Origin of the sequence: Lysobacter sp. CFH 32150, from assembly GCF_022758295.1 — a bacterium.
Classification (GTDB): Bacteria; Pseudomonadota; Gammaproteobacteria; order Xanthomonadales; family Xanthomonadaceae; genus CFH-32150.
Genome location: NZ_JALDWJ010000004.1, coordinates 148,590 through 174,116 on the forward strand (window position 1 = coordinate 148,590; position 25,527 = coordinate 174,116).

Annotated in this window: 21 protein-coding genes; 9 read left to right on the forward strand and 12 right to left on the reverse strand. The window is 67.6% G+C overall.

Features of this window, described 5'->3' with window-relative positions; all coding sequences use genetic code 11:
• Positions 1-23: 23 nt before the first annotated feature.
• Both MO486_RS08815 and MO486_RS08820 read right to left on the reverse strand, forming a co-directional pair.
• Positions 24-662, reverse strand: a complete 639-nt coding sequence (locus tag MO486_RS08815) for a response regulator transcription factor (protein ID WP_242906377.1) — start codon at positions 660-662, stop codon at positions 24-26.
• Positions 659-1,780: a histidine kinase gene (locus tag MO486_RS08820; RefSeq protein WP_242906379.1), complete on the reverse strand. Its 1,122-nt coding sequence runs from the start codon at positions 1,778-1,780 to the stop codon at positions 659-661. Before MO486_RS08820 ends, MO486_RS08815 begins: the two co-directional genes overlap by 4 nt.
• Positions 1,781-1,979: 199 nt before the next feature.
• On the opposite strand from MO486_RS08820, the gene MO486_RS08825 reads away from it, so the two are divergent.
• On the forward strand, positions 1,980-2,693 hold the full coding sequence (locus tag MO486_RS08825; protein ID WP_242906381.1) for a hypothetical protein: 714 nt from the start codon (positions 1,980-1,982) through the stop codon (positions 2,691-2,693).
• Here the strand turns inward: MO486_RS08825 and phhA are convergent.
• Positions 2,690-3,583, reverse strand: a complete 894-nt coding sequence (phhA, locus tag MO486_RS08830; RefSeq protein ID WP_242906383.1) for a phenylalanine 4-monooxygenase — start codon at positions 3,581-3,583, stop codon at positions 2,690-2,692. The genes MO486_RS08825 and phhA overlap by 4 nt on opposite strands.
• A gap of 105 nt (positions 3,584-3,688) precedes the next feature.
• Here phhA and MO486_RS08835 point away from each other — a divergent pair, with 105 nt between their 5' ends.
• The 3 genes from MO486_RS08835 to MO486_RS08845 all read left to right on the forward strand — a co-directional run bounded on the left by MO486_RS08835 (position 3,689) and on the right by MO486_RS08845 (position 7,240).
• The gene (locus MO486_RS08835; RefSeq protein ID WP_242906384.1) at positions 3,689-4,168 is read left to right on the forward strand and encodes an Lrp/AsnC family transcriptional regulator; all 480 of its coding nucleotides are present in this window, start codon (positions 3,689-3,691) and stop codon (positions 4,166-4,168) included.
• 17 nt (positions 4,169-4,185) lie between these two features.
• Positions 4,186-4,818: a DUF2238 domain-containing protein gene (locus MO486_RS08840; RefSeq protein WP_242906386.1), complete on the forward strand. Its 633-nt coding sequence runs from the start codon at positions 4,186-4,188 to the stop codon at positions 4,816-4,818.
• Between the two features lie 100 nt (positions 4,819-4,918).
• Positions 4,919-7,240: a TonB-dependent receptor gene (locus tag MO486_RS08845; protein ID WP_242906388.1), complete on the forward strand. Its 2,322-nt coding sequence runs from the start codon at positions 4,919-4,921 to the stop codon at positions 7,238-7,240.
• A gap of 147 nt (positions 7,241-7,387) precedes the next feature.
• On the opposite strand, the gene MO486_RS08850 is transcribed toward MO486_RS08845, so the two are convergent.
• Together MO486_RS08850 and MO486_RS08855 are read right to left on the reverse strand one after the other, a co-directional pair.
• Positions 7,388-7,927: a porin family protein gene (locus MO486_RS08850; RefSeq protein ID WP_242906406.1), complete on the reverse strand. Its 540-nt coding sequence runs from the start codon at positions 7,925-7,927 to the stop codon at positions 7,388-7,390.
• An 84-nt stretch (positions 7,928-8,011) separates the two neighbouring features.
• Positions 8,012-8,788 (reverse strand): rhomboid family intramembrane serine protease, encoded by a 777-nt coding sequence (locus MO486_RS08855; RefSeq protein WP_242906408.1) that lies wholly within the window; start codon positions 8,786-8,788, stop codon positions 8,012-8,014.
• 263 nt (positions 8,789-9,051) lie between these two features.
• On the opposite strand from MO486_RS08855, the gene MO486_RS08860 reads away from it, so the two are divergent.
• Both MO486_RS08860 and rmuC read left to right on the forward strand, forming a co-directional pair.
• A complete protein-coding gene (locus tag MO486_RS08860; protein ID WP_242906410.1) occupies positions 9,052-10,221 on the forward strand; it encodes a class I SAM-dependent rRNA methyltransferase in 1,170 nt (389 codons plus the stop codon).
• Between the two features lie 123 nt (positions 10,222-10,344).
• A complete protein-coding gene (rmuC, locus tag MO486_RS08865; protein WP_242906412.1) occupies positions 10,345-11,703 on the forward strand; it encodes a DNA recombination protein RmuC in 1,359 nt (452 codons plus the stop codon).
• 53 nt (positions 11,704-11,756) lie between these two features.
• Here the strand turns inward: rmuC and MO486_RS08870 are convergent, their stop codons facing one another.
• From MO486_RS08870 to MO486_RS08900, 7 genes are read right to left on the reverse strand one after another with little or no spacing between them, the layout of a single operon-like run.
• Positions 11,757-12,338, reverse strand: coding sequence for a hypothetical protein (locus tag MO486_RS08870; RefSeq protein ID WP_242906414.1), 582 nt, complete (start codon positions 12,336-12,338; stop codon positions 11,757-11,759).
• Positions 12,339-12,364: 26 nt separating this feature from the next.
• Entirely contained in the window at positions 12,365-13,444 is a 1,080-nt protein-coding gene (locus MO486_RS08875) for an MlaA family lipoprotein (protein ID WP_242906416.1), read from the reverse strand.
• A gap of 17 nt (positions 13,445-13,461) precedes the next feature.
• Entirely contained in the window at positions 13,462-13,770 is a 309-nt protein-coding gene (locus tag MO486_RS08880) for an STAS domain-containing protein (protein ID WP_242906418.1), read from the reverse strand.
• Positions 13,754-14,428, reverse strand: coding sequence for an ABC transporter substrate-binding protein (locus tag MO486_RS08885; protein WP_242906420.1), 675 nt, complete (start codon positions 14,426-14,428; stop codon positions 13,754-13,756). The genes MO486_RS08880 and MO486_RS08885 overlap by 17 nt, the downstream gene beginning before the upstream one ends.
• Positions 14,425-14,979: an outer membrane lipid asymmetry maintenance protein MlaD gene (mlaD, locus tag MO486_RS08890; protein ID WP_242906422.1), complete on the reverse strand. Its 555-nt coding sequence runs from the start codon at positions 14,977-14,979 to the stop codon at positions 14,425-14,427. Before mlaD ends, MO486_RS08885 begins: the two co-directional genes overlap by 4 nt.
• Before the next feature lie 5 nt (positions 14,980-14,984).
• On the reverse strand, positions 14,985-15,737 hold the full coding sequence (locus MO486_RS08895) for an MlaE family lipid ABC transporter permease subunit (protein ID WP_242906424.1): 753 nt from the start codon (positions 15,735-15,737) through the stop codon (positions 14,985-14,987).
• On the reverse strand, positions 15,737-16,504 hold the full coding sequence (locus tag MO486_RS08900; RefSeq protein WP_242906705.1) for an ATP-binding cassette domain-containing protein: 768 nt from the start codon (positions 16,502-16,504) through the stop codon (positions 15,737-15,739). Before MO486_RS08900 ends, MO486_RS08895 begins: the two co-directional genes overlap by 1 nt.
• Positions 16,505-16,705: 201 nt before the next feature.
• Here MO486_RS08900 and recC point away from each other — a divergent pair, with 201 nt between their 5' ends.
• Genes recC through recD form a run of 3 tightly spaced genes read left to right on the forward strand, consistent with a single transcriptional unit; the run spans position 16,706 to position 25,499 of the window.
• Positions 16,706-20,065, forward strand: a complete 3,360-nt coding sequence (recC, locus tag MO486_RS08905; protein WP_242906426.1) for an exodeoxyribonuclease V subunit gamma — start codon at positions 16,706-16,708, stop codon at positions 20,063-20,065.
• The gene (locus MO486_RS08910; protein ID WP_242906429.1) at positions 20,062-23,670 is read left to right on the forward strand and encodes an exodeoxyribonuclease V subunit beta; all 3,609 of its coding nucleotides are present in this window, start codon (positions 20,062-20,064) and stop codon (positions 23,668-23,670) included. The genes recC and MO486_RS08910 overlap by 4 nt, the downstream gene beginning before the upstream one ends.
• Positions 23,667-25,499, forward strand: coding sequence for an exodeoxyribonuclease V subunit alpha (gene recD, locus MO486_RS08915; RefSeq protein WP_242906431.1), 1,833 nt, complete (start codon positions 23,667-23,669; stop codon positions 25,497-25,499). The genes MO486_RS08910 and recD overlap by 4 nt, the downstream gene beginning before the upstream one ends.
• The last annotated feature ends 28 nt before the right edge of the window (positions 25,500-25,527 follow it).

A 25,527-nucleotide genomic window follows, 5' to 3' on the forward strand; every position in this document is an offset into this window, starting at 1 on the left:
AATTCAAGGAAGCACATGTCGCTCTAGATCACCCGCAGCGTGATCGCCTTCAGCACTGCCCGGGTGCGATCGCGGGTGTCGAGCTTCTCCAGGATCACCGATACGTAGTTCTTCACCGTGCCTTCGGCCAGGAACATCGCACGCGCGATCTCCTTGTTGGAGTAGCCACCGGCGAGCAGGCGCAGGATCGCGACTTCGCGTTCGCTGAAGGCTTCGCGTGGGGCGTGGGCGGCGTGGTACTGATAGCGCGCGCGCACCGGTTCGGTACTCACCGGCTGCAGCAGGGTTTCGCCGCGGGCGACGCGAGTGATCGCGTCGCGCAGGTCTTCCGGCGCGGCATCTTTCAGCAGAAAGCCCTGCGCGCCGGCCTCGGTCGCGCGCAATAGCAAGTCGCTGTCGTCGAAGGTGGTCAGCAGCAACACCGGCGTGCTGTCGCCGCGTGCGCGCAGCGCCTGCAAGGCGGCGATGCCGTCGACACCGGGCATGCGGATATCGCTGAGCACCACGTCGACCGGTTGCTGCGCGAGTTGGGCGAGCAGCGCTTCGCCGCCGTCGGCCTCGAACACGATGGCAATGCCTTGACGTTCCAACAGCGCGCGCAAACCCGCGCGCACCAGCGCCTGGTCGTCGGCCAAGGCGATACGGATGGCTGCACTGTTCATGCGGGCGATGCGCCTGCAGGAAGCTGTGCTTCGATGCGCAGCGAACCGGCGGGCGCCAGCATGAAGTGCACGGCGCCTCCATAGGCCTCGATCCGCTCGCGCATGCCGGTGAGGCCATTGCCGGGTTGCCAGGCGCCACGCACGCGGCCGTCATCGTCGATGGTGAGTTGCAACGCATCGGCGTTGCGCGTGAGTGACACATGCAACGTGTTGGCACCGGCATGGCGGGCGGCATTGGTCAGCGCTTCCTGCACGATCCGCAGGATGGTTTCCGCCAGCGCCGGATCGTCGACGCGGACATCCCCGGCCATGCGCAGCTGCAACACCGGTTTCGGCATCGGCGCGGCCAGCGCGCGCAGCGCGGTGGCGAGGTCGAGGCCGCGTTCGCGCCGCAATGCATCCACCACGCCGCGGATATCGCCGAGTAGTTCGCTGGACAGTTGTTGCGCGAGCACGACTTCGTGCCGCTGCGCGAACGCGGGTTCCTGCGCCAGCGCGCGCAGGTTCAAGGTGAGCGCTGTCAACTTGTGGCCAGCGACATCGTGCAATTCACGCGCCACGCGCAGGCGTTCGCTATCGCGTGCGCTATCGGCGAGCAGCGCGCGCGTCGCCAGCAGATCGGCGTTGACCAGCAGCAACTGGTCGCGCGCCTGTTCCGCGCGGCGTGCGTAGTGCGCGCACAAGCCGGCGAAGAGCTGGAAACCGGCGTTGACGGTGACGACCAGCATGGGCGTGCCGTGGCCGGATTCGCGCACGATGCAGTAGTACACCAGGTCCGCCGCCAGCACCGCGAGCAGCGCCGTGCGCAGCGGCCAGATCATCGCCAGCTGTGCGGCCCAGATCACCAGCAGGATCTGCGCCGTGCCGGGGCGCGGATAGAGCCAGATCAGCGTCAGTGCCAGCAATCCTTCGAGCAGCAGCAATGCTGTGCAGAGCCGCACCCGATGCTCGGGCAGGACGCGCAGGGCGATGAACGCCAGCAGGAACGCAATCAACAACCCCCACGCCAACGGCGCGTTCGGCGGCGTGATCAAACGCAGCGACAGGCCGATCGCCACCCAGGTGATCAACGCAGCCCAGCTCATCGGGTCGACGGCGGCACGCCAACGTTCGTTCATGCCGCCATGCTGCGGCTGCCGCCGCGTGCTGGCAATGCATGTGGCGCAGAAAGTGACTTTCGGCAGGACGATCCGCAGGTTGCGTCGCAGCGCCACGGACGGCAACGAATGACTTCCGGCAGGGTGAAGCGATGACGACGGGCACTGCGCTGCCGCGTGCCGCGCGCGGAAGCTGTACGCAACCGCTGAGGAGGCCCACATGAGCACCTATTCGACGATCGTCGCGATCCACGGCAGCATCGGCGCATTCGCCCTGCTCACGTTCTGGCTCGCCGCGTTCCTGCGCAAGGGCAGCCCGCTGCATCGCCGCGTCGGCCAGGCCTACCTGTTGGCGATGACGGGCATCATCGCCACCGCGACGCCGATGGCATGGCACGCCTACAGCATTGGAAAACCGGTGATGGCGGCATTCCTGGGCTACCTGGTGGTGATCACTGCGACGGGTGTGTGGGGCGCATGGCGCGCGATCCGCGACAAGCACGACGTGGTGCGTTTCACCGGCCCGATCTATGTGGCTTTGGGTGTGCTGTCACTGCTGTCGGGCTTGGGTGTGCTCGCGCTCGGCTATCGCGTCGGCTCGCCGCTGCTGATGGGCTTCTCGGCGGTCGGCCTGTTCGCCGCGTATCAGACCTTCGACCGGCGCCTGCACCGTGCGCGTCTCGCCGCGCAGCCGCGCTGGTGGCTCGAAGCGCACTACACCGGCATGCTCGGCAACGGCATCGCGACGCATATTGCCTTCCTCGCGATCGGCTTGCCGCGGCTGATGCCGTCGATCAGCGGCAGTACGCTGAACTACGTCGCGTGGTTCGGGCCGGTGCTGGTGGCGGTGATCGCCAAGATCCTGATCGATCGGCGTTGGAAACCGAAGCCGAAGTCGAAACCCGTCGCGCCGTTGCTCGCGACGGCGAACTAAACGTCGCCGTCGCTCGCCCAGCCTTCGCCCGTGCCGCGGTGATGCACGACATCGGTCGGCAATACCATGCCGGCCGGATACGACTCCAGCTGCGCCAGGCGCTCATAGATCGGGCGGAAGTCCGGCGTCGTCGCTTCCATCAACTGCTCGTAGCTGTCGATGACGAAGTAGGTCTTCTGGTAGGTGTCGATGCGATAGCGCGTGCGCATGATCCGTTCGAGGTCGAAGCCGATGCGGTTCGGCGCGGCGCTGTCGAGGCAGTAGATCGATTCGCCCTTGGACGAGACGATGCCGCTGCCGTAGATGCGCAGCCCGTCGGCCTGCTTGATCAGGCCGAATTCGACGGTGTACCAGTACAGGCGGGTGAGGTTGACCAGCGCTTCCGGGCCAATGCCGTGCGCCTTGACGCCGCCGCGGCCGTAGGCCTGCATGTAGTCGGCGAACACCGGGTTCATCAGCAGCGGCACATGGCCGAACAGGTCGTGGAACAGGTCGGGCTCGGCCAGGTAATCGAGCTGCTCGGGTTTGCGGATCCACCACGTCACCGGGAAACGGCGATTGGCGAGGTGGTCGAAGAACGTAAGTTCCGGCAGCAGGCCTTCGACGCCGACCAGTTCCCAGCCGGTGGCAGCGCGCAGCCGCTGGTTGAGGTCGTCGAATTTCGGGATCTGCTGCGGCGACATCCCCATCGCCGCCTGCGTGCGCAGGAATTCGTCGCTGGCGCGGCCGACCAGGATTTCGCGCTGGCGCTTGAACAACGTCGCCCAGACCTCATGGTCGGTCGCCGTGTAACTCGCCCATGGTTGCTCGACCACGGCAGTGGTGTAGACCGGGACATAGCCCTTGTCGGTGAGCTGGTGTTCGACGCGGTTGGGGGAGGCAGTGTTCATAAGAAGCACTGTAACCGCCGATCTGCGCAATAGTCTTGCGTTGTTGCGCGTATGATTGCGATTGGCGCATGATTCTTGCGGAAATTGCATGAAAGGCGCACGAACATGCCAGCCGTCGAACTCGACCGTACCGACCTGCTGCTCCTGGCCGAGCTGCAACGCCAGGGCCGGCTGACCAATGCCGAGCTGGCCGAGCGCGTGCATCTCTCGGCCTCGGCTTGCCTGCGCCGCGTACAGCGGCTGGAACGCGAGGGCGTGATCGCCGGCTACCGCGCGGAAGTTGATCCCGAACGGCTGGGCCTCGGCCTGCAGGCGTTCGTGCGCGTGCAGCTCAATCGCCACGACAGCGCCGCGATCACCGCCTTCAGTGATTTCGTCAACAGCTGGGATGAAGTCGTCGCCTGCCATGCACTCACCGGCGACATGGACTACCTGCTGCAAGTCGTCGTGCACGACCTCGAGCACTTCTCGCGTTTCCTGCTCGACCGTCTGTTGAATCAAGCCGGCGTCGCCGACGTCAATTCCAGTTTCGTGTTGCGCACGGTGAAGGTCTTCCGCGGTCTGCCTTTGTCGGCACGTTCATAGTCACCACGGGATCTGCCATGACCGACCACCGCAACGTCATCGCGCAGCCGCCTGCTCGCTTCGAGGCGTGGTTGCTGATCATTCTTGTCGCCGGTGCGCTGCTGTGGTCCGGGCTCGCGCCAACCGATCGCATGACCTGGTTCCTGGAAGTGGTGTGGGTGATCGTCGCGCTGCCGTTGGTGATGGCGAACTGGCAGCGCTTCCCACTGACGCGCCTGTTGTGCTGGTTGCTGGCCACCCACGCGCTGGTGTTGATCTATGGCGGCGCCTACACCTATGCGGAAACGCCGCTGGGTTTCCAGTTGCGCGATCTAGTTGGTTTCGAGCGTAATCCGTGGGATCGCGTCGGCCACTTCATGCAGGGTTTCGTGCCGGCGATCCTGGCGCGCGAACTGCTGCTGCGCTGCACGCCGCTGCAACGCGGCGGTTGGCTCCATTACCTGGTGCTGGCCGCGGCGCTGAGTTTCAGCGCGTTGTTCGAATTGATCGAATGGTGGGCAGCGCTCGCCTTCGGCGCCGACGCGGACGCGTTCCTCGCGACCCAGGGCGACCAGTGGGATACGCAGTGGGACATGTTCCTGTGCCTGTGCGGCGCGGCGCTGTCGCTGCTCCTGTGGTCGCGGTTGCACGACCGGCAACTGGGACGCTGAACGCGACGCGTCCATACCGCCCCGTTTGCTGTGGCTGTCATCGTGTAGCAACATCAACGGTTGACGGGCGCCGGGGGTGCCCACACGCCAAGGGGACACCATGAGCATGAACCGCCGTCCGTCGCCGTGCGCGTTGGCACTCGCCATCGCCACTCTGCTACCACTGGGCAACACGCTGGCCCAGGAGCAGGGGGCCACCGCACCGCAGGCCGCCAGCACCGAGCAGAAGCCCGCCACGCTGGACACGGTGACGGTCACTGCACAGCGCCGCGTGGAGGACGTGCAGGACGTGCCGATGGCGATCACCACCGTCGATGGCGAGAAGCTCGAGGTGCTCGTGTCCGGTGGCGAAGACGTCCGTCTGCTGTCCGGTCGCCTGCCCAGCCTCAACATCGAGTCCTCGTTCGGCCGCGCGTTCCCGCGCTTCTACATCCGCGGCCTCGGCAACACCGACTTCGACCTCAACGCTTCGCAACCCGTTTCGCTGGTCTATGACGATGTCGTGCAGGAAAACCCCATCCTCAAGGGCTTTCCGATGTTCGACATGGCACAGGTCGAGATGTACCGCGGTCCGCAGGGCACGCTGTTCGGGCGCAATTCGCCGGCCGGCGTGATCAAGTTCTCGTCGGCGCGGCCGGAAGAGGTGTTCGGCGGCTACGGCAAGATTTCCTACGGCTCGTACGGCACCATGAACCTGGAAGGCGCCATCACCGGACCGCTTGCCAAGGGCGTGTCGGCGCGGCTGTCGGTCCTGCACCAGCGTCGCGACGACTGGGTCGACAACGTCAACAATGGTCCCGGCGATGATCTCGAGGGTTACGAGGAAACCGCCGCGCGGCTGCAGGTGCTGTTCGCGCCGAGCGACGATTTCGAGGCGCTGGCCAACGTGCACATGCGCAAGCTCGACGGCACCGCGCGCCTGTTCCGCGCCAACATCATCCAGCCCGGCACCAACGATTTCGTCCCCGGCTACGAGCGCGACAAGATCTACATCGATGGCACCAACGTGCAGGACCTCGACCAGGTCGGCGCCAACCTGCGCATGCGCTGGGATTTCGGTCGTACCACGCTGCATTCGATCACCGGTTACGAGAGCGTCGAAGTCTTCAGCCGCGGCGACATCGACGGCGGCTCGGTCTACACGTTCGATTTCTTCACGGGTGACGGCGCCGACATCGGCCCGCCGCTGACGGGCGCGCGTTTCAACGCGCAGTCGGCCGACGGCCTGCCGGAACACCGCCAGCTGAGCCAGGAATTCCGCCTCGAATCCAACGAGTGGGGCCGCTTCGACTGGCAGGCCGGCCTGTTCTGGTTCGACGAAGAGATCGATGTCGACACGTTCAACTACGACGACTTCGCGCCGGGCCAGCCGCAGAACGGCCACGCCAGCCAGCAGCAGGACAACACCGCGTGGGCGGTGTTCGCATCGGCCGACTTCGACGTCACCGACCGCTTCATCCTGCGCGGCGGCCTGCGCTACACCCGCGACGAAAAGGACTTCACCGCGGCGCGCGACCAGCCGACACCGTTCAATCCACCGGTGATCGCACCCATCTCGATCAGCACCGCAGACTCCGACATCAGCTGGGATCTCAGCGCCGTGTACGAGCTGAGCGAAGCGACCAACCTCTACACGCGCGTCGCCAAGGGCTTCCGCGCGCCGTCGATCCAGGGCCGCCTGCTGTTCGCCGACCTCATCTTCACGCCTGCGACCGGCGCGGACTACGTGACCGTCGCCGATACGGAGACGGTGATCTCGTGGGAAGCGGGCATCAAGACGCAGGTGTGGGACAACCGCCTGCGCATGGGCCTTGCGGTGTTCCATTACCAAGTCGATGACCAGCAGCTCACCGCGGTCGGCGGCGACGCCAACATCGCGCGCTTGGTCAACGCCGACCGGATGGTCGGCCAGGGCGCCGAGTTCGACCTCGAGGCCTTCCTGACACCGAACCTGCTGGTGACCTTCGGCGCCAGCTACAACGACACCGAGATCCAGGACAGCGACCTCAGCGTGTTCCCGTGCGCGGCCTGCACCGTGCTCGATCCGGCGGATCCGAATCGTCCGGGCGCGGTGCTGATCGATGGCAACTCGCTGCCGCAGGCGCCGAAGCACGTCTACAACGTGACCGCACGCTATGGCGTGCCGGTCGGCAACGGCGAGTTCTTCGCCTTTACCGACTGGGCCTATCGCAGCGAGGTCAATTTCTTCCTCTACGACTCGGTGGAGTTCATCGGCAAGTCGAAGGTGGAAGGCGGCCTGCGCCTGGGCTACAACTGGAGCAACGGCGCCTACGAGGTCGCGGTGTTCGGCCGCAACATCACCGACGAGGACGTGATCGTCGCCGGCATCGACTTCAACAACCTCACCGGCATGGTCAACGAGCCGCGCACCTGGGGTGCGCAGTTCACCGCGAAGTTCTGACCGACGCGCCTTGCGGCATGGAACGCCCCGCACACGCGGGGCGTTTTGTTGCATGGCCAGGCCGTGTTACGCGATCGGGGATATGAATCGCCCAAAAAGAACGGCCGTCGATGACGGCCGTTCGGGTGTCGCGGTGTCGCGTGATGCTTAGAAGCGGAACTCGAGGCCTGCGGTCAGCGTGTTCGCATCGATGCTGACATCGAAGGCTTCCGCCTTGTTGATGTCGTAGTTGAGGCTCAGGCCGAAGTTGCGGTTGAAGTCGTAGCCGGCGCCAACGCCGAAATACGCCTTGTTCGAGCTGTCATCGACGCTGCCGACGCCAGCGACGCTCAGCTCGGTGGTGATGCGGGCGATGCCGGCGCGGCCATTGATGAAGAAGCCGGTGTTGTCCGGGCCAAAATTCTTCTTGCCGACCACGCCGACGCCGAAGCCGTCGAGCTTGGCCGAGATGCCGTCGCTGGAGTCCTCGCCATAGTTGGCATAGAAGGCTTCGAACGCGAAATTCGGGGTGAAGTAGTAGCCGCCGCGGACGTTGAACGCGGTTTCATCGGAAGACGTATCTTCGATTTCGATCTCGCTATTGCCCGCTTCGAGGCGGACATAACCCTGGCCGGCTTCGACTGCGAACGCCGAGGTCGACAGACCAGCCAGAACCAGCGCGGTGGAGAGCGCCAAAATCTTCTTCATGTTGCGGAATTCCCTGTTTGATATGAATTGCCCGGCACGGGCCGGGCAAGTTTCCGCATTGCATTCAGCAATGTCAAATATTCGTTAATCCGACCTTTTCGGCGGAAATGGCAGCACCACGCCAGTGGGCTCGGAGGGCCGCTGCCATAGCACCGGCACGTCGCGCGGGCTGACCGGTTCGAACTGCTCTCGTTCCGCGCGTGCGGCTTCGGCCGCGAGCTCTTCCTCGAGCTCCCAGCTGTAGCGTTTGCGCGGCGGCAGCGGATCGCTGCGACGGAACAACCAGGCCGCGACGAGGCCGGCAAGCGCGCCGCCGAGATGCGACTGCCACGACACGCCTGGCTCCTGCGGCAGCACCGTCAGCAGCATGCCGCCGTAGAGGAAGAACGCGATCATCGCCGCGGCGATCGCCGGGCGGTCGCGGCGCAGCAGGCCGAGGGTGAACACCAGGAACATCAGCCCGTGGGTCACGCCGCTGGCGCCGAGGTGGTGCGTGCCGGGCTCGCCGAGCAGCCACGCGCCGAGACCGGACCCCAGCCACAGCAACGGCAACGCGCGCAGTGTCGCCCGCGGATACACGCTGCCGGCGAGGGTGCCGAGCAGCAGCAACGCCACCGCATTCGCGGTCACATGCGCGAACGAGCCGTGCAGCACTGGCCCGGTCAGCAGGCCGATCAGGCCTTCGACCGCGTGTGGCGTGACCGCCCACGCGCCAGCGTCGAAACCCTTTTGCGCGGTGAACACCGCGGCGAGCAGCAGGACGAAGGCGAGGCTGGCGTTGAACGCACGCAGCACGCGGCGGCGGTCGTGCATGCGCTGGGCGTGCGGGTCGGGCGGATCGTCGTGGACGGGCAGGTGCATGGCTTGAGGATGGCGACGGCCAGCGCGGATGCAAGGGCTCAACTCCTCCCCTTGCGCGCAGCGCAGGGGGAGGTTGGGAGGGGGTGCTCTTTGCGCGCAGCAGCAACGGCGAAAGCAAAAAGCACCCCACCCCAACCCGTCCGGCCCGCCGGCATAGCCGTCGGGCGTTCGTCGGGCCGCGAGCCAGTGGCTCGCAAGCGGCCCTCCTCACCCCTTCGCCTCCGGCGAAAGGGAGGGAGTAGGACGCCGCGTAGAATGGCGCGATGAATAGCGAATTGCCCGTAGTCAGGCTCAAGAACGCCTGGCGTTCGACCCATCCGTGGATCTTCCAAAAGCTGGTCGAAAAGCCGGCAATTAAGCCCAAGCCGGGCAGCATCGTCGACATCGTCGGCGTCGATGGCGTGTGGATCGGCCGCGGTTTCTACAACGGCCATTCGCGGATCGCGCTGCGCATCCTCGAAACCGATCCGGACATCGCGGTCGATGCCGGCTGGTTCGCGCGCAAGATCGCCGCGGCGGTGTCGTTGCGTCGCGACGTGCTCAAGCTCGACGCGGTGAGCGACGCCTGGCGCGTGGTGCACAGCGAAGGCGATGGCCTCAGCGGGCTCGTCGCCGATCGCTACGGCGACCTGCTCGTGGTCGAATACTTCAGCGCCGGCATGTTCCGCCATCGCGAATGGATCTACGACGCGTTGCGCGCGCAGTTCCCCGGCTGCCGCTTCCATGCCTTCGCCGACGAGCACATCCAGAAGCAGGAAAGTTTCGATTTCCGCGGCAGCGAGCCGGCCGCGCCCGCGATCATCAGTGAGCACGGCATCCGCTTCCGCGCCGACCCCGCCGGCGCGCACAAGACCGGTTTCTTCGCCGACCAGCGCGACAATCGCGAATGGCTGTCGCAGCAGGTCGCCGGTCAGCGCGTGCTCGACCTGTGCTGCAACACCGGCGGCTTCGGCGTCTACGCCGCCGCGCGTGGCGCCAGCGAAGTGGTCGGGATCGATATCGATGAGGACGTGCTGGCAATCGCCAAAGGCAACGCCAAGCTCAATAATGCGCACGTCAAGTTCGTGCAGGCCGACATCTTTCCGTGGCTGCGCGACGCCGGCAATCGCGGCGATCTGTTCGACGTCGTCATCCTCGACCCGGCGAAGATGACCCGCGACCGCGAACAGGTGATCCCGGCGCTGAAGAAGTACCTCGACATGAACAAGCTCGCGCTCGGCGTGGTCAAGCCAGGCGGCCTGTTCGCGACGTTCTCGTGCACCGGCCTGGTCAGCGAGGAACAGTTCCTCGACATGCTGCGCCGCGCCGCGTTCTACGCCGGGCGCACCGTGCAGGTGCTGAAAGTGAGCGGTGCCGGCGCCGATCATCCGTGGCTGGCGCAGGTGCAGGAGTCGCGCTATCTCAAGGCGGTGTTCTGCCGCGTGCTCGACTGACGCGATCGTGGCTTGCGGATGGCGGGTGAAGCCGCGCTGCCCAGGTAAGCGAATGGGCATCGCAATCGTCACCGCGGGCAGTGGATTCGCAGCCGTTGAGACCGCCCCCGCTACACTGTCGCCATGCCTGAGACCACCATGCTGCTCGTCGTCCTGCTGGTCGCGCTCGTCATCGCGATCGCGTTGCTGTTCGCCTTGCTGTTGCGCAAACCCGACACGCGCCTGGAACAGGCCCTGCGCGACGAGCAACGCGAGGGCCGCGGTGAATTACGACAGCAGCTCGACAGCCTGTCGGCGCAGCAGGAGCAGCGGATCGGCGGTTTTGCCGGGCAGCTCAACGACGCGGCGCTGCGCACCGACCAGCGCCTGGAAGACCTGCGCGAAGCCCTGACCGAGGACGCGCGCAAGGCGCGTACGGAGGCAGCGGTGGCGCTGCGCGACTTCGCCGTTGCGCTGGATGCCAGCATCGGCGAACTCACCCGCAACAACGAAGCCCGCCTCGGCGAAATGCGCGCGACGCTGGAAGGCCGTCTGCGCGAGTTGCAGACCGGCAATGAGGCCAAGCTCGAACAGATGCGCGCCACCGTGGACGAGAAGCTGCATGCGACGTTGGAAACGCGTCTGACCGAGAGCTTCGGCAACGTCACCACCATGCTGGCGCAGGTGCACCAGGGCCTGGGTGACATGAACAAGCTCGCCGCCGATGTCGGCGGCCTGCAACGCGTGCTGACCAATGTGAAGTCGCGCGGCGTGTTCGGCGAAGTGCAGCTGGCGGGTTTGCTGGAGCAGGTATTCGCGCCCGATCAGTACGCCGCCAACGTGGCGACGGTGCCGGGTAGCGGCGAGCGGGTCGAGTTCGCGGTGCGCTTCCCCGGCTCGAGCGGCGAGGCACCGGTGTGGTTGCCGATCGACGCCAAGTTCCCGCGCGAGGATTACGAGCGGCTGCTGGATGCGCAGGAACGCGCCGATCTCGAAGCCGCGCGCGCGGCAGGCGATGCGCTGGAACGACGCGTGCGCCTGGAGGCGCAGCGCATCCGCGATAAGTACGTCGCCGCGCCGCATACGACCGAGTTCGCGATCCTGTTCCTGCCGACCGAAGGCCTGTATGCGGAAGTGCTGCGCCGGCCGGGCCTGGTCGATGCACTACAACGCGACCAGCGCATCGCGGTCGCCGGGCCGACGACGCTGCTGGCACTGATGACCAGTTTCCAGATGGGGTTCCGCACACTCGCGATCCAGGAACGTTCGAGCGAAGTCTGGCGCACGCTGGGCGCGGTCAAGACCGAGTTCGCCAAGTTCGGCGTGGTGCTCGACGGCGTGAAGAAGAAGCTCGACGAAGCCAGCAACAAGATCGAGGAAACCGGCCGCCGCTCACGCATGCTGTCGCGAAAATTGCGCGAAGTGGAAGCCTTGCCGGCCGACGAGAGCCGGCGTTTGCTGGGCACGGAACTGGAAAGCGATGACGAAACGGCGCGCGAATAGGCCCGCGCCCGCCGTAACGCCTAGAAGAACGCCTGGAACAATGCCTACAGCCGCTAGCGTTCGTAGTGGGTCAGGCTGCCGTCCTTCTCGCGCAGATTGAAGCTCCCGGAGTCAGCGTCGCGGATCGGGTTGATGTCCGGCGGCCACACCTGGCCTTCGTCGTACAACCACACGAAGTGCTCATCGACCACGCTCCACACGCCGGTGAGCGACCTGGACCCGTTCGCTGTCGTCGGGCCTTCGAGCTGCGCGGCGTAAAACGTGCCGTCGCCATTCAAGTCGACGCGCCAGCGACTTCCGGGCCGCGTAGCGATCCACGTACCGTGGTATTCGGGCGGCGTCAGGGGCATTGGTTCGACGAAACGGCTGGTGGACTTCAGCGTCATGCCATCGAGCAGGCCGGCCCGGTCCTGCAGGCAGCGCAGGAATCCGCGCGTGCGGTCCAGGGCGCTGCCGTCGATGCGCGACCCCTGCGCTTCGCAGGCCGGATAGTCGTTGGCGCGCTTCATGCCTGCAGCGAAGGAACCGACCAGGTAGATCAGTCCCAGCGCGCCGAGCCAGCCGAAGGTGCGCAACATGCCCGTGAACCATGCCGGCAGCGGTTCCTTCCACCGGTTGTAGGGGTCGTGGCGCATGAACTACGCGTGCTGCAGGCCAGCGATCAGTTCACGTCCGTCGGCATCACCGGCATCGCATCGGCCGGCACGATCGGGTTCTCGTCTTCTTCGCGCAGGTAGTCGGGCAGGTTCTCGTCGCCTTCGAGTTGGCGGTCGCCAAAGATCTGGTAGTTGCGGCGTTGCATCCAGGCGTCGCGGAGCAGCGCGTAATCATCGGTAGCGCCTTCGCGCATGCTGTCGACCGACAGCAGCTGCGTGCGCACGTCGACCAATTGCAGGCCCTGCAGGAACACGCGCGCCTTGTCTTCCTCGATACCGCGGATCGGCGCCAGCGGCGCGTCGCCGACCATGCCGAACACATCGCGCACGGTGCGCGGGCCAAACAGCGGCAGCTCGACGTAGCGCGAGCGCTTCCAGCCCCACACGCCCAGGGTCTGACCGAAGTCCTCGCTGCGATGCGGCAGCTTGGCGTCGGTGGCCGGATCGAAGATGCCGGCGAGACCGAGGGTGCTGTTGAGCGCGAACCGCCCAAACGCCTGCGCGGCCCGTTTCGGCTTGCCCTGCAACAGGCTGTTCAGGGCACTGACCGGCTGGCCGAGATTGCTGAAGAAATTGCTGACGCCCAGTCGCACCGGACGCGGCACCGTCGCGACGTAGGCCTTGGCCAGCGGCTTGGCGATGCGACGATCGACCACGTCGTTGAAGCGATGCATGCGGCGGTTGAAGCCTTCCCACGGATCGTAGGAGGTGGGCAATTCCGCCGGCGTCGGCAGGCCGACGATCTGCTCGTCCTGGTCGCCGTAAAGCGCCTGGTCATCCTGTTCGACTGCGGCCTGTTCGACAGCGGCCTGTTCGACAGCGGCCTGTTCGGCCGTGGTCGGCGTGTCCGACGCATGGGGCGTCGGCGCGACCTCGTCCTGCGGCGGCGCTTCTGTCACCTCCGCCTGCGGTGCGTCGCTGCCCGCATTCACAGGCGCGGGCTCGGTCACGGGCGGCGTTTGTGGATCCGTTCGTGGATCCTCGCTCGTGATCGGTGTTGGCGTTTCGACCGGGGCGGTCGTGGTTTGGGCATTGGCGCTGCCGATGATGAGCAGCAGCGCCAGGAACAGGCGTGGGGGCGTCATGCCCACAGTTTAACGGCTCAGGTGGCGAAGCCGAGCGACGGGTCGAGGCGATACGCCGTGCGCAATGCGGCGAGGCCGGCAGGCTCGCCGTCGATGGCGATGCTGTCAAAGGCGATGCCACCGCCGGCGCGCGCCGCCAATTCGCCCAGCAATGCCAGCCCGGCGCTGTCGACCTGACTCACGTCGCGCAGGTCGAAGCGCGCGACACCGGCCAGTACAGCCAGTGCCTGCGGCCACAACACCGCGACCGCGGCGCGCTCGAGCGCGCCGGTGAAACGCAGCGTTTCGCCCTCGCGACGCAGGTTGGCGTCAGTTGGTGCTGGCATCGGCCTGCAACTTGCCGGCGCGGATGTCGGCGGCGACCTGCGGGATGGTCTTGCGCGACAGCGGTGCGTCGAACTGACTGCGGAAGGTCTGCACGAAGGACACGCCTTCGACCATCACGTCGAACACCTTCCAGTTGCTGCCGGTCTTGCGCATCAGGTAGTCGACTGGGATCGGCTCGCCGGCGGTGCGTACGAACTCGCTCGCGACCTTGACGATGGCGCCGCCGCGCAGCGAGGTTTCCGATTTCACCCGGACTTTCAAGCCGCTGTCGAAGTCGAGCAGCGCGCCGCCGTAACGCGACATCAGGCTGTCGGCCAGCGCGTCGCCGAACACTTTGACGTCGGCGTCGGAGGCACCGCGGCCATGCCGGCCCAGGACCAGACGGCCGGCGTATTCGCGGTCGAACATCGCGTTGAATTCGCCGGCGATGAACTTGTCCAGCGCGGCGCGGTTCTGCTTGAACTCGGCGCGGCGCTTCTCGAGCGTGGCGACGATGCGGGTGGCGTTGCTCAGCACCAGCTGGCTCGGCACGCCCTGCGTGGTGGCGGCGGCGGGTTTGGCGGCCGCCGGTGCCTGCGTGCCTTGTGCAAGCACGAGCGCCGGCGCTGCGGTCAGCAGCGTCGAGGCAATGACGATGGCAAAGAAGTTGCGCTTCATGGGGTCTCTTCCGTGGGGGCGGAGTCGGATTCGGATTGGGGTTCGGTGGCAGTGGCGGCGTCGGCGGGTGCGGCTTCGGCTTCGACTTCGACCGGCTTGCCGCCGCCGCTGAACATGTATTTGCCGACCAGCTGCATCAGGTCGACGGCGGATTGGGTCAGTGCGATCTCGTCGCCGGGCTTCAGCGTTTCCGGATCGCCGCCCGGGCTCAAGCCGACATAGCTTTCGCCGAGCAGCCCGCTGGTGAAAATGCCGGCCGCGGTATCGGCAGGCAGGTCCTTGAACTTGTCGTCGATGGCGAGCGTGACCACGGAGTCGAACTTGACCGGGTCCAGCTGAATGTCGGCTACCTGGCCGACCACGACCCCGCCGATCTTCACCGGCGCCGACGCACGCAGCTGGCCGATGGTGGAGAAGCGCGCGGTCAGCGGATAGCTGTCGCCACCGATGCCCAGCTTGCCGTTGGTGGAGGCGATCGCCAGCACCAGCAGCGAGGCCAAGGCCAGCAGCAGGAAGGCGCCGACGGCGAATTCGAGACGAGGACCACGCATGGTCGTTAACTCCTGAACAGCAAAGCGGAAAGAACGAAATTGAACATCAGCACCAGAAGCGATGCGTTCACCACCGCGCGCGTGGTCGCCACCGACGTGCCTTCGATGGTCGGCTCGGCGTGGTAGCCGACGTAGGACGCGACCAGCGCCGAGACGCCGCCGAACACCGCCGCCTTCTCAAACGCGACGAGGAAATCGTGGCGGAAATCGACCGCATCCTTCAGCACTTGCCAGAACGTGCCGGCATCGATGCCGATCACGTGCACGGCTTCGAAGTAGCTGGCGCTGATGCCGAGGCTGCAGAAGAAACCGACCAGCAACGGCATGCACAGCACCGCCGCCCAGAAGCGCGGCGCGACGACTTTCGCGACCGGATCGATGGCCATCAGGCCAAGCGCGGTGATCTGGTCGGTGGCGCGCATCAGCCCGAGTTCGGCGGCGATCGAGCTGCCTGCGCGGCCGATGAACAGCAACGCGGTCAGCACCGGTGCCAGTTCGCGGTACAGGCCGAGGCCGACCAGCGCGCTGATCTGGTTGCTGGCGCCGTAGGTATCGAGCGCGCGATAACCGAGCAGGGTGACCGACAGGCCGACGAAGGCGCCGCCGACGGCGATGATCGGCAACGAACGCGCGCCGACCTTGTAGATCTCGCGAACGAGTTCGCGCCAGAAATCAGCGGTCGGTTTCGACGCGCGCAGCACCGACAACGTGAACAGGCCGGCGGCGCCGACCGCGCGGGTGGCGGCAACGAAAGGCATTACGCAGCCTCCATGGCGCGCGCGGCGGTATCGAACGCGATCGGGCCATCGGGTTCGCCATTCAAGAACTGCTTCACCAATGGATCCTGGGTCGACTGCAATTCCGCCGGCGTGCCGGAAAACACGATGCGGCCGTTGGCGATCACCACCGCGTGGTCCGCAACCGGCATGGTTTCGTGCACGTGGTGGGTGACGATGATGCTGGTCAGGCCGAGCGTGTCGTTGAGGCGACGGACCAGGTCCATGACGACGCCGCTGGCGATCGGGTCGAGCCCGGTCAGCGGTTCGTCGTAGATCATCAGCGGCGGGTCCAGCGCCAGCGCGCGCGCCAGGGCGACACGTCGGGCCATGCCGCCGGAGAGTTCACGTGGATACAGATCCGCGGCGGCGCGCAGGCCGACGCCGTGCAGTTTCATCAGCACCAGGCGGCGGACCACCGCGTCGGGCAGATCGGTGTGCGCGCGCAGCGGCAGTGCCACGTTCTCGGCCACGGTCAGGTCGGTGAGCAGGCCGTTGCCCTGCAACAGCACGCCAATGCCCTTGCGCATCTCCAGCAAGGGTCGCTTGCTGCGCGGCACCGGTTGTCCGAACACCTCGACCGTCCCCGCCGCCGGCACCAGTTCACCGGTCAGCGCGGCCAGCAACGTCGACTTGCCGCTGCCCGACGGCCCCAGCACCGCTGTCACGCTGCCGCGAGGCACCGACAGTGCGATGTCGCGCAGCACCGCGCGTCCGCCACGGTCGAGGCGGACGTCGGTCAGGCGCACGGCGGGAAGGTCGGCGTTGATCGGCACGGAAGATCCGGGGGAAGGTGAATACGAAAAACGGCGCAGCTTGGCGGCTGACCGCTGAATGGCAGCGTAGCGCGGGCCGTGGGCTATTGTCGCAGCTCGCCGGTCTCGGCGGATGCGACCGCGCTCCGGCATCATGCTTTTCATGAATCCGCGTCTTTCGTGAACCAGGCCCGCATGCAGCGACGCCCGGACTTCCGCCTTTACCACTCCAATGCGCTGGACGTGCTGGCGGGCCTGCTTGCCAAGCAGGTCGCGCAGCTGCCGGCCGATGGCGATTGGCTGCGGCCCGACGTGGTGCTGGTGCCGCAGTTCTCGATGCGGCGCTGGCTGCAGCAGGCGCTGGCCGAACACAGCGGGATCTGCGCCAACCTGCGCTTCCTGACCCCGGGCGAATTCGTCGATCTCGCGCTCGACGCCAACCTCGCGCCGGCGACTGCGGGCGACCGCCTCGCACCCGAGGTGCTGCGTTGGCACCTGCTGCGCGAATTGCAAACGGCGCCACCCTCGCGCCTGGCCGGTTTCAGCGCGGATCCGATGCGGACCTGGACGCTGACCGGTGCCCTCGCCGACACCTACGAGAAATACCAGGCTTGGCGCCGCGACCTGTTGCAGCGCTGGGAGCGCGGCGCCGACGCCGATGACTGGCAGGCCACGCTGTGGCGTCGCATCGCGCGCAACCGCCAGCATCGCGCGCGACGCATCGGCGAGTACCTCCAGCGGTTCGGTGCCGAGTCCGCCGGCGTTCCGGACGGCCTGCCGCCACGGTTGTTCGTGTTCGCCTGCCAGAACGTCTCGCCCGATGTGCTGCAGTTGATCGCCAGCCAGGCGCGCATCGGCGAACAGCATTTCTATCTGCACACGCCGGCCCGCGCGTTCTGGGGCGACCTCGGTCGCTGGGCCGCCGATTACCAGCCGGCCGACGACGACCATTTCCTCGGTGGCATCGAGGGGGAAAGCGGACCCAATCCCTTGCTCGCCGCGTGGGGCCAGGCGGGTCGCGACTTCATCGCCACGCTCGGCAGTGGCGAAGCGGTGGCGGCGAGTTTCGAGGCTGCCGGTTTCGCCGAGCCACCGCACGGCACCTTGCTCGGTCGCCTGCAGGCCGACGTGCTCGACAACCGTGCGCCGCTGGCGACCAACCGCGACGGTGCATGGCCACGTGCGCAGGTCGATCGCGTCGACAGTTCGCTGCAATTCCACGCCTGCCACACCCGGCTGCGCGAAGTGCAGGTGCTGCACGACCAGTTGCGCGCGTTGCTGGAAATGCCGGGCACCGACGCGCAGCCAGCATTGCAGCCGCGCGACATCGCCGTGCTCGCGCCCGACATCGATCTGTATGCACCGCATATCGAAGCGGTGTTCGGCGGCGCGCTCGGGACGCCGCGCGAACTGCCCTACACCATCGCCGACGCCAGTCCGCTGGCGAGTGCGCCGCTGGCCGAGGCCTTCGCGCGTCTGCTGGAACTGCCGCTGCGTCCGCTCACCGTGGGCGATGCCGTGGATTTGCTGGCGGTGCCGGCGATCGCCGCGCGTTTCGACATCGACGACAGCGACCGCGGCGCGTTGCAGGGCTGGCTCGAGGAAGCCGGTGCGCGTTGGGGCCTGGATGGCGCCGATCGCGCGCGCCACGGCGCGCGCGACGACAACGCGTATACCTTCGAATTCGCACTCGATCGCCTGTTGCTGGGCTACGCCTCGGGCGCCGACGACGACATTGCCGGCGTCGCGCCATGGCCCGATCTCGAAGGCCAGTCTGCCACCGCGCTCGATGCCCTGCTGCGCTTCCTCGCGATGCTGCGCGACGGCGCCGCGCGGCTCGCCGGTCCGCATCCTCCGGTGACCTGGGCGCGCGAACTCGAACGCCTGCTCGACGCCGCCTTCGCCACCGAACGCGACAGCGCCGATGCCGCGGTACTCAAGCGCCTGCGCGAATGCACCACGGGCTTCGCGCGCAACGCCGCCCTCGCCGACTACAGCGCGCCGGTCGAACATGCCGTCGTGCTCGAGCACGTTCGCGAAGAACTCACGCGCAGCGACGCGCGCGCGCCGTTCCTGTCGGGCGGCATCTGCTTCGGCCGCATGGTGCCGATGCGGCTGATTCCGTTCCAGGTGATCTGCTTGCTTGGGCTCGACGACGGCGCATTCCCGGCGCGCGACGGCCGCGATCCGCTCAATCGCATCTCCCAGAAACTCGATACGCGCGAACGCCGCGTCGGCGATCCCTCGCGACGCGACGCCGACCGCTATCTGTTCCTGCAGCTGTTCGCGAGCGCCGGCCGTGTGCTGTACCTGAGCTGGTGCGGCATGGATCCGCGCGACGGCAGCGAACGCGAACCGTCGACGTTGGTATCGGAACTGCTCGATGCCGCGGTGGAGTATCACGCCGCCACGGACGTCGATACGCGCGACGCCGTACGCAAGGCGCTGGTGGTGCGGCATGCGCTGCAGCCTTTCTCGCCCGCGGCGTTCGGCGCGCCGCAAATGGATGAGGATGCGGTCGAGCCGCGCCGCTTCAGTTTCGATGCCCGCTGGCACGCGGCCGCGGAGGAAGGATCGGGCAACGCCGCGGTGCCGGTGTTCGCACCTTTGCCGTTGCCGCGCGATGTGGACACCAGCGCGATTCTTTCGATCGAGCGGCTGCGCAGCGCACTGAACAAGCCACATGTTGCCTACTTGCGCGACGGCCTGGGCCTGCGCCTGCCGGAAGAAGAACCGCCGCTGGCCGAGCACGAACCGTTCGGTGCGCCGGAGCCGTTGCCGCGGCATGCGTTGCGCAGCACGATCTTCGATGTCTGGCTGCGCGCCGGCAGCCGACCCGATGCGCGCGCCTTGCACGCGCACCTGCTGGCACGGGCGCTGCTCGCGCCGGGCGCGGACGGTCGCGCGACTGTGGAGCAAGTGCTGGACGATGTTGCTCCGTTCGCGCAGTGCGCGCTCGGCGCAGGGTTCGGCGCCGCATCGCAATCGCGCAGCATCGAACAGGCCGCGGGTCCGCGCATCTTGCAGGGCATGCTGCCCGGCGTGCAGCGCGGCGGCGTGCTGCGGGTGGCGTTGCGTCCCGAGGGTCGCCATGGCGGGCAGGCGTTGCGCCACGGACTGGACTGGCTGCTGGGGTCGCTGCACGAGTTGCCGCTGTACGAGATCGCGAGCGTCGACGAGAAGGGCGACCCCGTTCTGAACACGCATCCGCCGTTGTCGCGCGAAGGCGCCATCAGCAGCCTGCAGGCACTGGTCGCGTTGCGCGACGAGGCACTGCAGGTGCCGCTGCCGTTCCTGCCGCGCACCGGCTTCACCTATTTCCGCCGGCTGCTGGAAAAAGGCGAGGAGTCGGCGCTGGAGAAGGCCGCGGAGGAATGGCGCGGCAACGACCGCCAGCGCGGCGACGCCGGCCCCGCCACGCGACTGGCGCTGCGCGGGCGCGATCCCTTCATCGACAACGATTCCGCTCAGCGTGATCGCTTCGCACGCATCGCGACGGCGTTGTTCGGCGCGTTCGAGAACCACACGCCGGTGCGCCTCGAGGATCTGGCATGAGCGACGCCGTCCTCGCCACCGACCTGCGCGGCCGCAGCCTGCTCGAGGCCAGCGCCGGCACCGGCAAGACCTATGCGCTGGCGGGCCTCTTCGCGCGCGCGGTGATCGTCGACCGCCTGCGCGTGCCGCAGGTGCTCGCGGTCACCTACACCATCGCCGCCACACAGGAACTACACGCTCGCGTGCGTGCGCGCCTGCAACGCGCCGCCGAACTTGCCGCGCAATGGAGTGAAGGCGATTTGGAGACGTGCGCGGGCGACCAGCCTGACACCGCCCTGCTCCGGCTGCTGCTGCACACCGCCCTGCACACGGACGTGTGCGAGGGCGGGCGCGAATCGTTGCCCGCGCTGCGCCTGCGCCTGAGGCGTGCCGTGCGCGAGATGGACCTCGCCGCGATCACCACCATCCACGGCTTCTGCAAACGCCTGCTGGCCGAGCATGCGCTCGATGCAGATCAACCGTTGCTCGCAACCGAACTGCAACCGGACAACCGCGCCTCGCGGCGCGCGCTGGCGGTGGAGTTGTGGCGCGAGTTCAGCACGGACGCACTGGGCAGCGATTTCCTGCGTCGCGCCTTCGGCGACATCCAGGGCCTCGCGGACGTGATGGTGCAGCTCGTCGCTCCGGAGGAACTGCTGCCGCCGCCTCCCGCCACGCTGCCGGACGATCCGCGCCCAGCCCGCGAGGCAGCGTGGCAGGCGCTGCGCGCGGCGTTCGAGACGCATGGCGACGAGGCGCGCGCCGCGGTGCTGGCAGCGATCGCGGGCAAGACGCTGAGCAACGCCCAGTACAAGCCCGATCACGTCGCCGGCGTGTGGGCATGGCTGGCGCAATGCAGTCGCGCGACGCGCACGCCCACGCAGTGGCACGCCAAGTGCGCGAAATACACGCCCGACGCCCTGCTCGCCGGCACCAGCGTGAAGCGCGCGGGACACACGCCGCGCTCGCCGCTGTTCGACGCGATGGGCGCGATGCTGACAGCGGATGCGGCGCTGTTGCCGTGGCGCGAAGCGGTCGACTTGACGCTGCTGCATCGGCTGCGCGGTGCTGCGCGCGCGCGCGACCAGGCGCGCAAGCAGGCCTTCAACGTGCGCGGCTTCGACGACCTCGTCGCCGGCGTGTACGAGGCGCTGCTGACACCCGAGGTGCGCGAGCGGCTGGTCGCGGCGTTGCAGGCGCAGTTCCCGCTGATGCTGGTAGACGAGTTCCAGGACACCGACGCTCGCCAGTGGGCGATCTTCGACCAGTTATCGCAACACGGCGGACTGGTGCTGGTCGGCGATCCCAAGCAGGCGATCTACCGCTTCCGCGGCGGCGACGTGCATGCCTACTTGCGGGCGCGGCACGGCGTGGGCGCGGCGTCGCAGCTCGACCGCAATTTCCGTTCGCGGCCCGGCGTGGTGGCGGTAGTGAATGCGCTGTTCGCGGACATGCCCGCCGAGGCGATGGGTGCAGGCATCGATGTCGTGCCGATCCACGCCGCCAAAAGCGATGACAACACGCTGCTAGTCGACCGCGCACCCGCGCCGGCGCTGACCTTCCACTCGGTGCCGCAACGCGCGGATGGGGAAGGCGGCTGGCGCGATCACAAAGCCGCCGAATCGGTCGAGGTCGCTGCCGCGCTGTGCGCGCGTGCGATCCGCGACGCGCTGCAGGCCGCCGCCGAAGGCCGTGCCACCCGCCGCGACGCCAACGGCGTGCAGCGCGCGCTGGAGCCGCGCGACTGCGCCGTGCTGGTGCGCCGCCACAACGAAGCCCAGGCGGTGCGCGATGCGCTGGCAACGCTCGGCGTGCCCGCAGTGGCCACGGGCCGACAGAGCCTGTTCTCCAGCGAAGCGGCGCAGGAACTGCTGACCCTGCTGCTCGCGCTGGCCGCGCCCGGCGATGAACGCCGCCTGCGCGCAACACTCGCTTTACCGTTATTCGGCTTGGATGCGTCCGCGCTGCGCGCGCTGGAAGACGACGGCGAACAGTTGCGGCGCTGGCAACTGCAGTTCGAACACTGGCGCCTGCGCTGGCAACAGCACGGCCCGCAGGCGATGCTCGCCGACGTCGTCGCGCAACGCGCGGCGACGGTGCTCGCGCTGCACGACGGCGAACGCCGCCTCACCCACCTGTTGCAGCTCGGCGAGCTGATGCAGGAGGCGCGCGCCGCGCGTCTGGGCATGCATGGCCAGCTCGACTGGCTGCGTGCGGCCATCGACAGCGCCGACGACGCCGACGAAGCGCAGTGGCCGCGCCTGGAATCCGACGCCAGCCGCGTGCAGATCCTCACCTTGCACAAGAGCAAGGGCCTGGAGTTCCCGCTGGTGTTCCTGCCGTTCGTGGGCATCGGCCGCGGCGGTGGCAACAGCTCCGATTTCGTCAGCTACCACGACACCGATGGTGAGCGCGTGCGGCAATGGAAAACGGAGCTTGCGCACGACGCATTGCCGTGGAAGGCCGCCAGCCAACTCGCCGCGCAGGAGGAGCGCGAGGAAGACATGCGCCTGCTCTACGTCGGCCTCACCCGCGCCATCGAGGCGTTGTGGGTGTGTGGCGGCGCGCTCGCCAGCCACGACAAGTCGGCACTGTCACGCTTGCTGCGTGGCAACGTGCCGGGCGCTGCGCTCAGGTGGGCGCTCGATGGCTTGCTACAGGTGCGCAGCGGCTTGCCCGATCCCGACGACACCACGCGCCTGTACCTGCAGGACGCGGTCGTCGCACCACCCGCGCGCGAACCCCTGCGGCGCCTGCATCGCGACTGGTGGATCCACAGTTTCAGCCAGCTGCACAGGCAACGCCCGCACGGCATGCAGGCGCTGGTCGAAGAGACGCCGGCCAGCGACGAGCGGCCGTTGGCCGTGGCCGTGGAGACGCCGCGCGACCTGCGCTTCAGCGGCGAGCGCTTCGGCAACGTGCTGCACCACGCGCTCGAACATACTGATTTCGCCGCCTGGCGCGATCACGCCGGCGAGGCGCCGCCGCCGGGCCAGGACGACGTGCTGCGTCGCGCGCTGCAAAGCCAGGATTATCGCGACAGCGATTTCGCCGACGGCGTGCGCGCACTGACGCCGCTGGTCGCCGCCACGCTCAACGCGCCGCTGCCCGAAGGAATGCGCCTGTGCGATGTGCCACCGGCGCAGCGCATCGCCGAGCTCGAATTCCACTTCACTCTCGACGATGCCAGCGCCATGGCCTTGCTTGCCCTGCTGCATGCGCATGGCATCGCCCGGGAGCGCCGCGACTTCGGCGCGTGGCCGCGGCTCAGCGGCCTGATGACCGGCAAGATCGACCTGACCTACCGCGTCGACGGCCGCGTCCACGTGATCGACTACAAGTCGAATTACCTGTCCGATTACGACGCAACCACGTTGCAGCAGGCGATGGCGGCCAGCGAATACGACCTGCAGGCGCTGCTGTACGCGGTCGCGGTGCATCGCTGGCTGCGCCTGCGGCTGGGCGACGCCTACGACTTCGACGCGCATTTCGGCGGCGTGCGCTACCTGTTTTGCCGCGGCCTGGATCGCGAGGCGCCTGCACGCGGCGTGGTCGTCCCGACCCTGCCGCGCGCCTTGGTCGAAGCCGTCGATGAACTGCTGGCGCCAGCCGGAGGCCGCGCATGAGCCGGCCGCTGCGATGGCGCGACGGTGACGGCGTGCGTGCGGTCGATCTCGCATTGGCCGATGTGCTGCGGCGGCGCGATCGTGCCGATGGCGTCGAGCCCGACGAACGCGTGTTGCAGGCCGCGGCATTGGCTTCACTGGCGATCGCGCAGGGCCACGCTGCATTCGATCCGGCGCGACCGGAATTGCTGCTCGATGATGCTGGCGAACTCCCCGACGCACGTGCGTGGTTGCAGGCGTTGGCGGCATCGCGCTGGGTCACTACGCCCGGCGGCGATGCCGTTGCCGATTCCGGTGCGCCGCTGGTGCTCGAAGCCGGCCTGCTCTACCTGCGCCGTTACCGCGAATACGAGCGCCGCCTCGCGCACGGCCTGCAGCGGCTCGCTGCTCACCCATCGGACGCAGACGTGATCGATGCGGAAGCAATTGCGGCGTTGTTTGCCGCCTTGTTCCCGCACGCCCGCGACGGCGACCGACAAGCGCGCGCCGCCGCGTTCGCACTCGTGCAACGGCTGCTGTTGATCACCGGTGGCCCCGGGACCGGCAAGACCACCACCATCGCCCGCCTGCTGTTGCTGCTGCTCGCGCAGGCGCAACACGCTGGCAGCGCGCCGCCACGCATCGCCCTGGCCGCACCCACTGGCCGCGCCGCCGAACGCATGGCGCAAAGCCTGCGCAATGCGGGGACGCAATTGCGCGCGACCGGCATCGATGCGGTGCTGTGCGACGCTTTGCCGACCGCAGCCAGCACCCTGCACCGCCTGCTGGGCACGATCGTCGACAGCCCCCGTTTCCGCCACGATATCGACCATCCGTTGCCCTACGACGTGATCGTCGTCGACGAAGCCTCGATGGTCGACCTGCCGTTGATGTGCAAACTGGTCGAAGCCGTCCCCGTTGGCGCGCACCTGATCCTGCTCGGCGATCGCGACCAGCTGCCCTCGGTGGAAGCGGGCGACGTGCTCGCCGCCATCGTCGATGCCGCGGGCGATGACGATGCCTTGCCGGTGGCAAGCGCGCACGCGCTGCAGCCCCTGCTGGGTATCGTGCCGGCAACATCGGGAACAACGCACGGCCTCACCGGCCACCGTGTGCAATTAAAGCGCGGTTATCGCCTGTCCGATGCGCTCGATCTCGCGCCGCTCGCCACGGCCATGCGCGATGGCGATGCCGATCGCGCGCTCGCGGTGCTGCGTGACGACGCGTTGCGCGGCGTGCACTTCCATGACGGTTTGCTCGACCCGCTCGCCGGGGCAACGCGCGATGCGTTGCTCGCACCGTGGCGTGCACTCGCCGACATGGCCGATCCCGCACAGGCGCTGTCGCTGGCCAATCGCATGCGCCTGTTGACTGCCTTGCGCGAAGGTCCGCAAGGCGCGCACGCGCTCAACGCGCGGATCGAGGAGGCGCTCGCCGGCGCACAACGCGCACCCTACTTCCACGGCCGCCTGCTGCTGATCACCGAGAACAGTTATCGCCATGGTCTGTTCAACGGCGACATCGGCATCTGCCTGCGCGACGACGAAGGCGCCACCGTCGCCTGGTTCGCCGGCAGCGACGGCCCACGTGCCTTCCATCCCGCGGCGTTGCCCGCGCACACCGGCGCGTTCGCGATGACGGTGCACAAGGCGCAAGGTTCGGAGTTCGATGAAGTCTGGTTGCAGTTGCCGCGCCTTGATGCCCGCCCGCTGTCGCGCGAATTGCTGTACACGGCGATCACTCGCGCGCGCAGCGCCTTGCATGTGTGTGCGAGCGAGGGCGTATTGCGCGCGGCGCTCGCACGCCATGCCGTGCGCATTTCGGGCCTAGCGGCGCGACTTGCGCGTTGAGCAAGACGGATTTCACTGCGCGTGAACC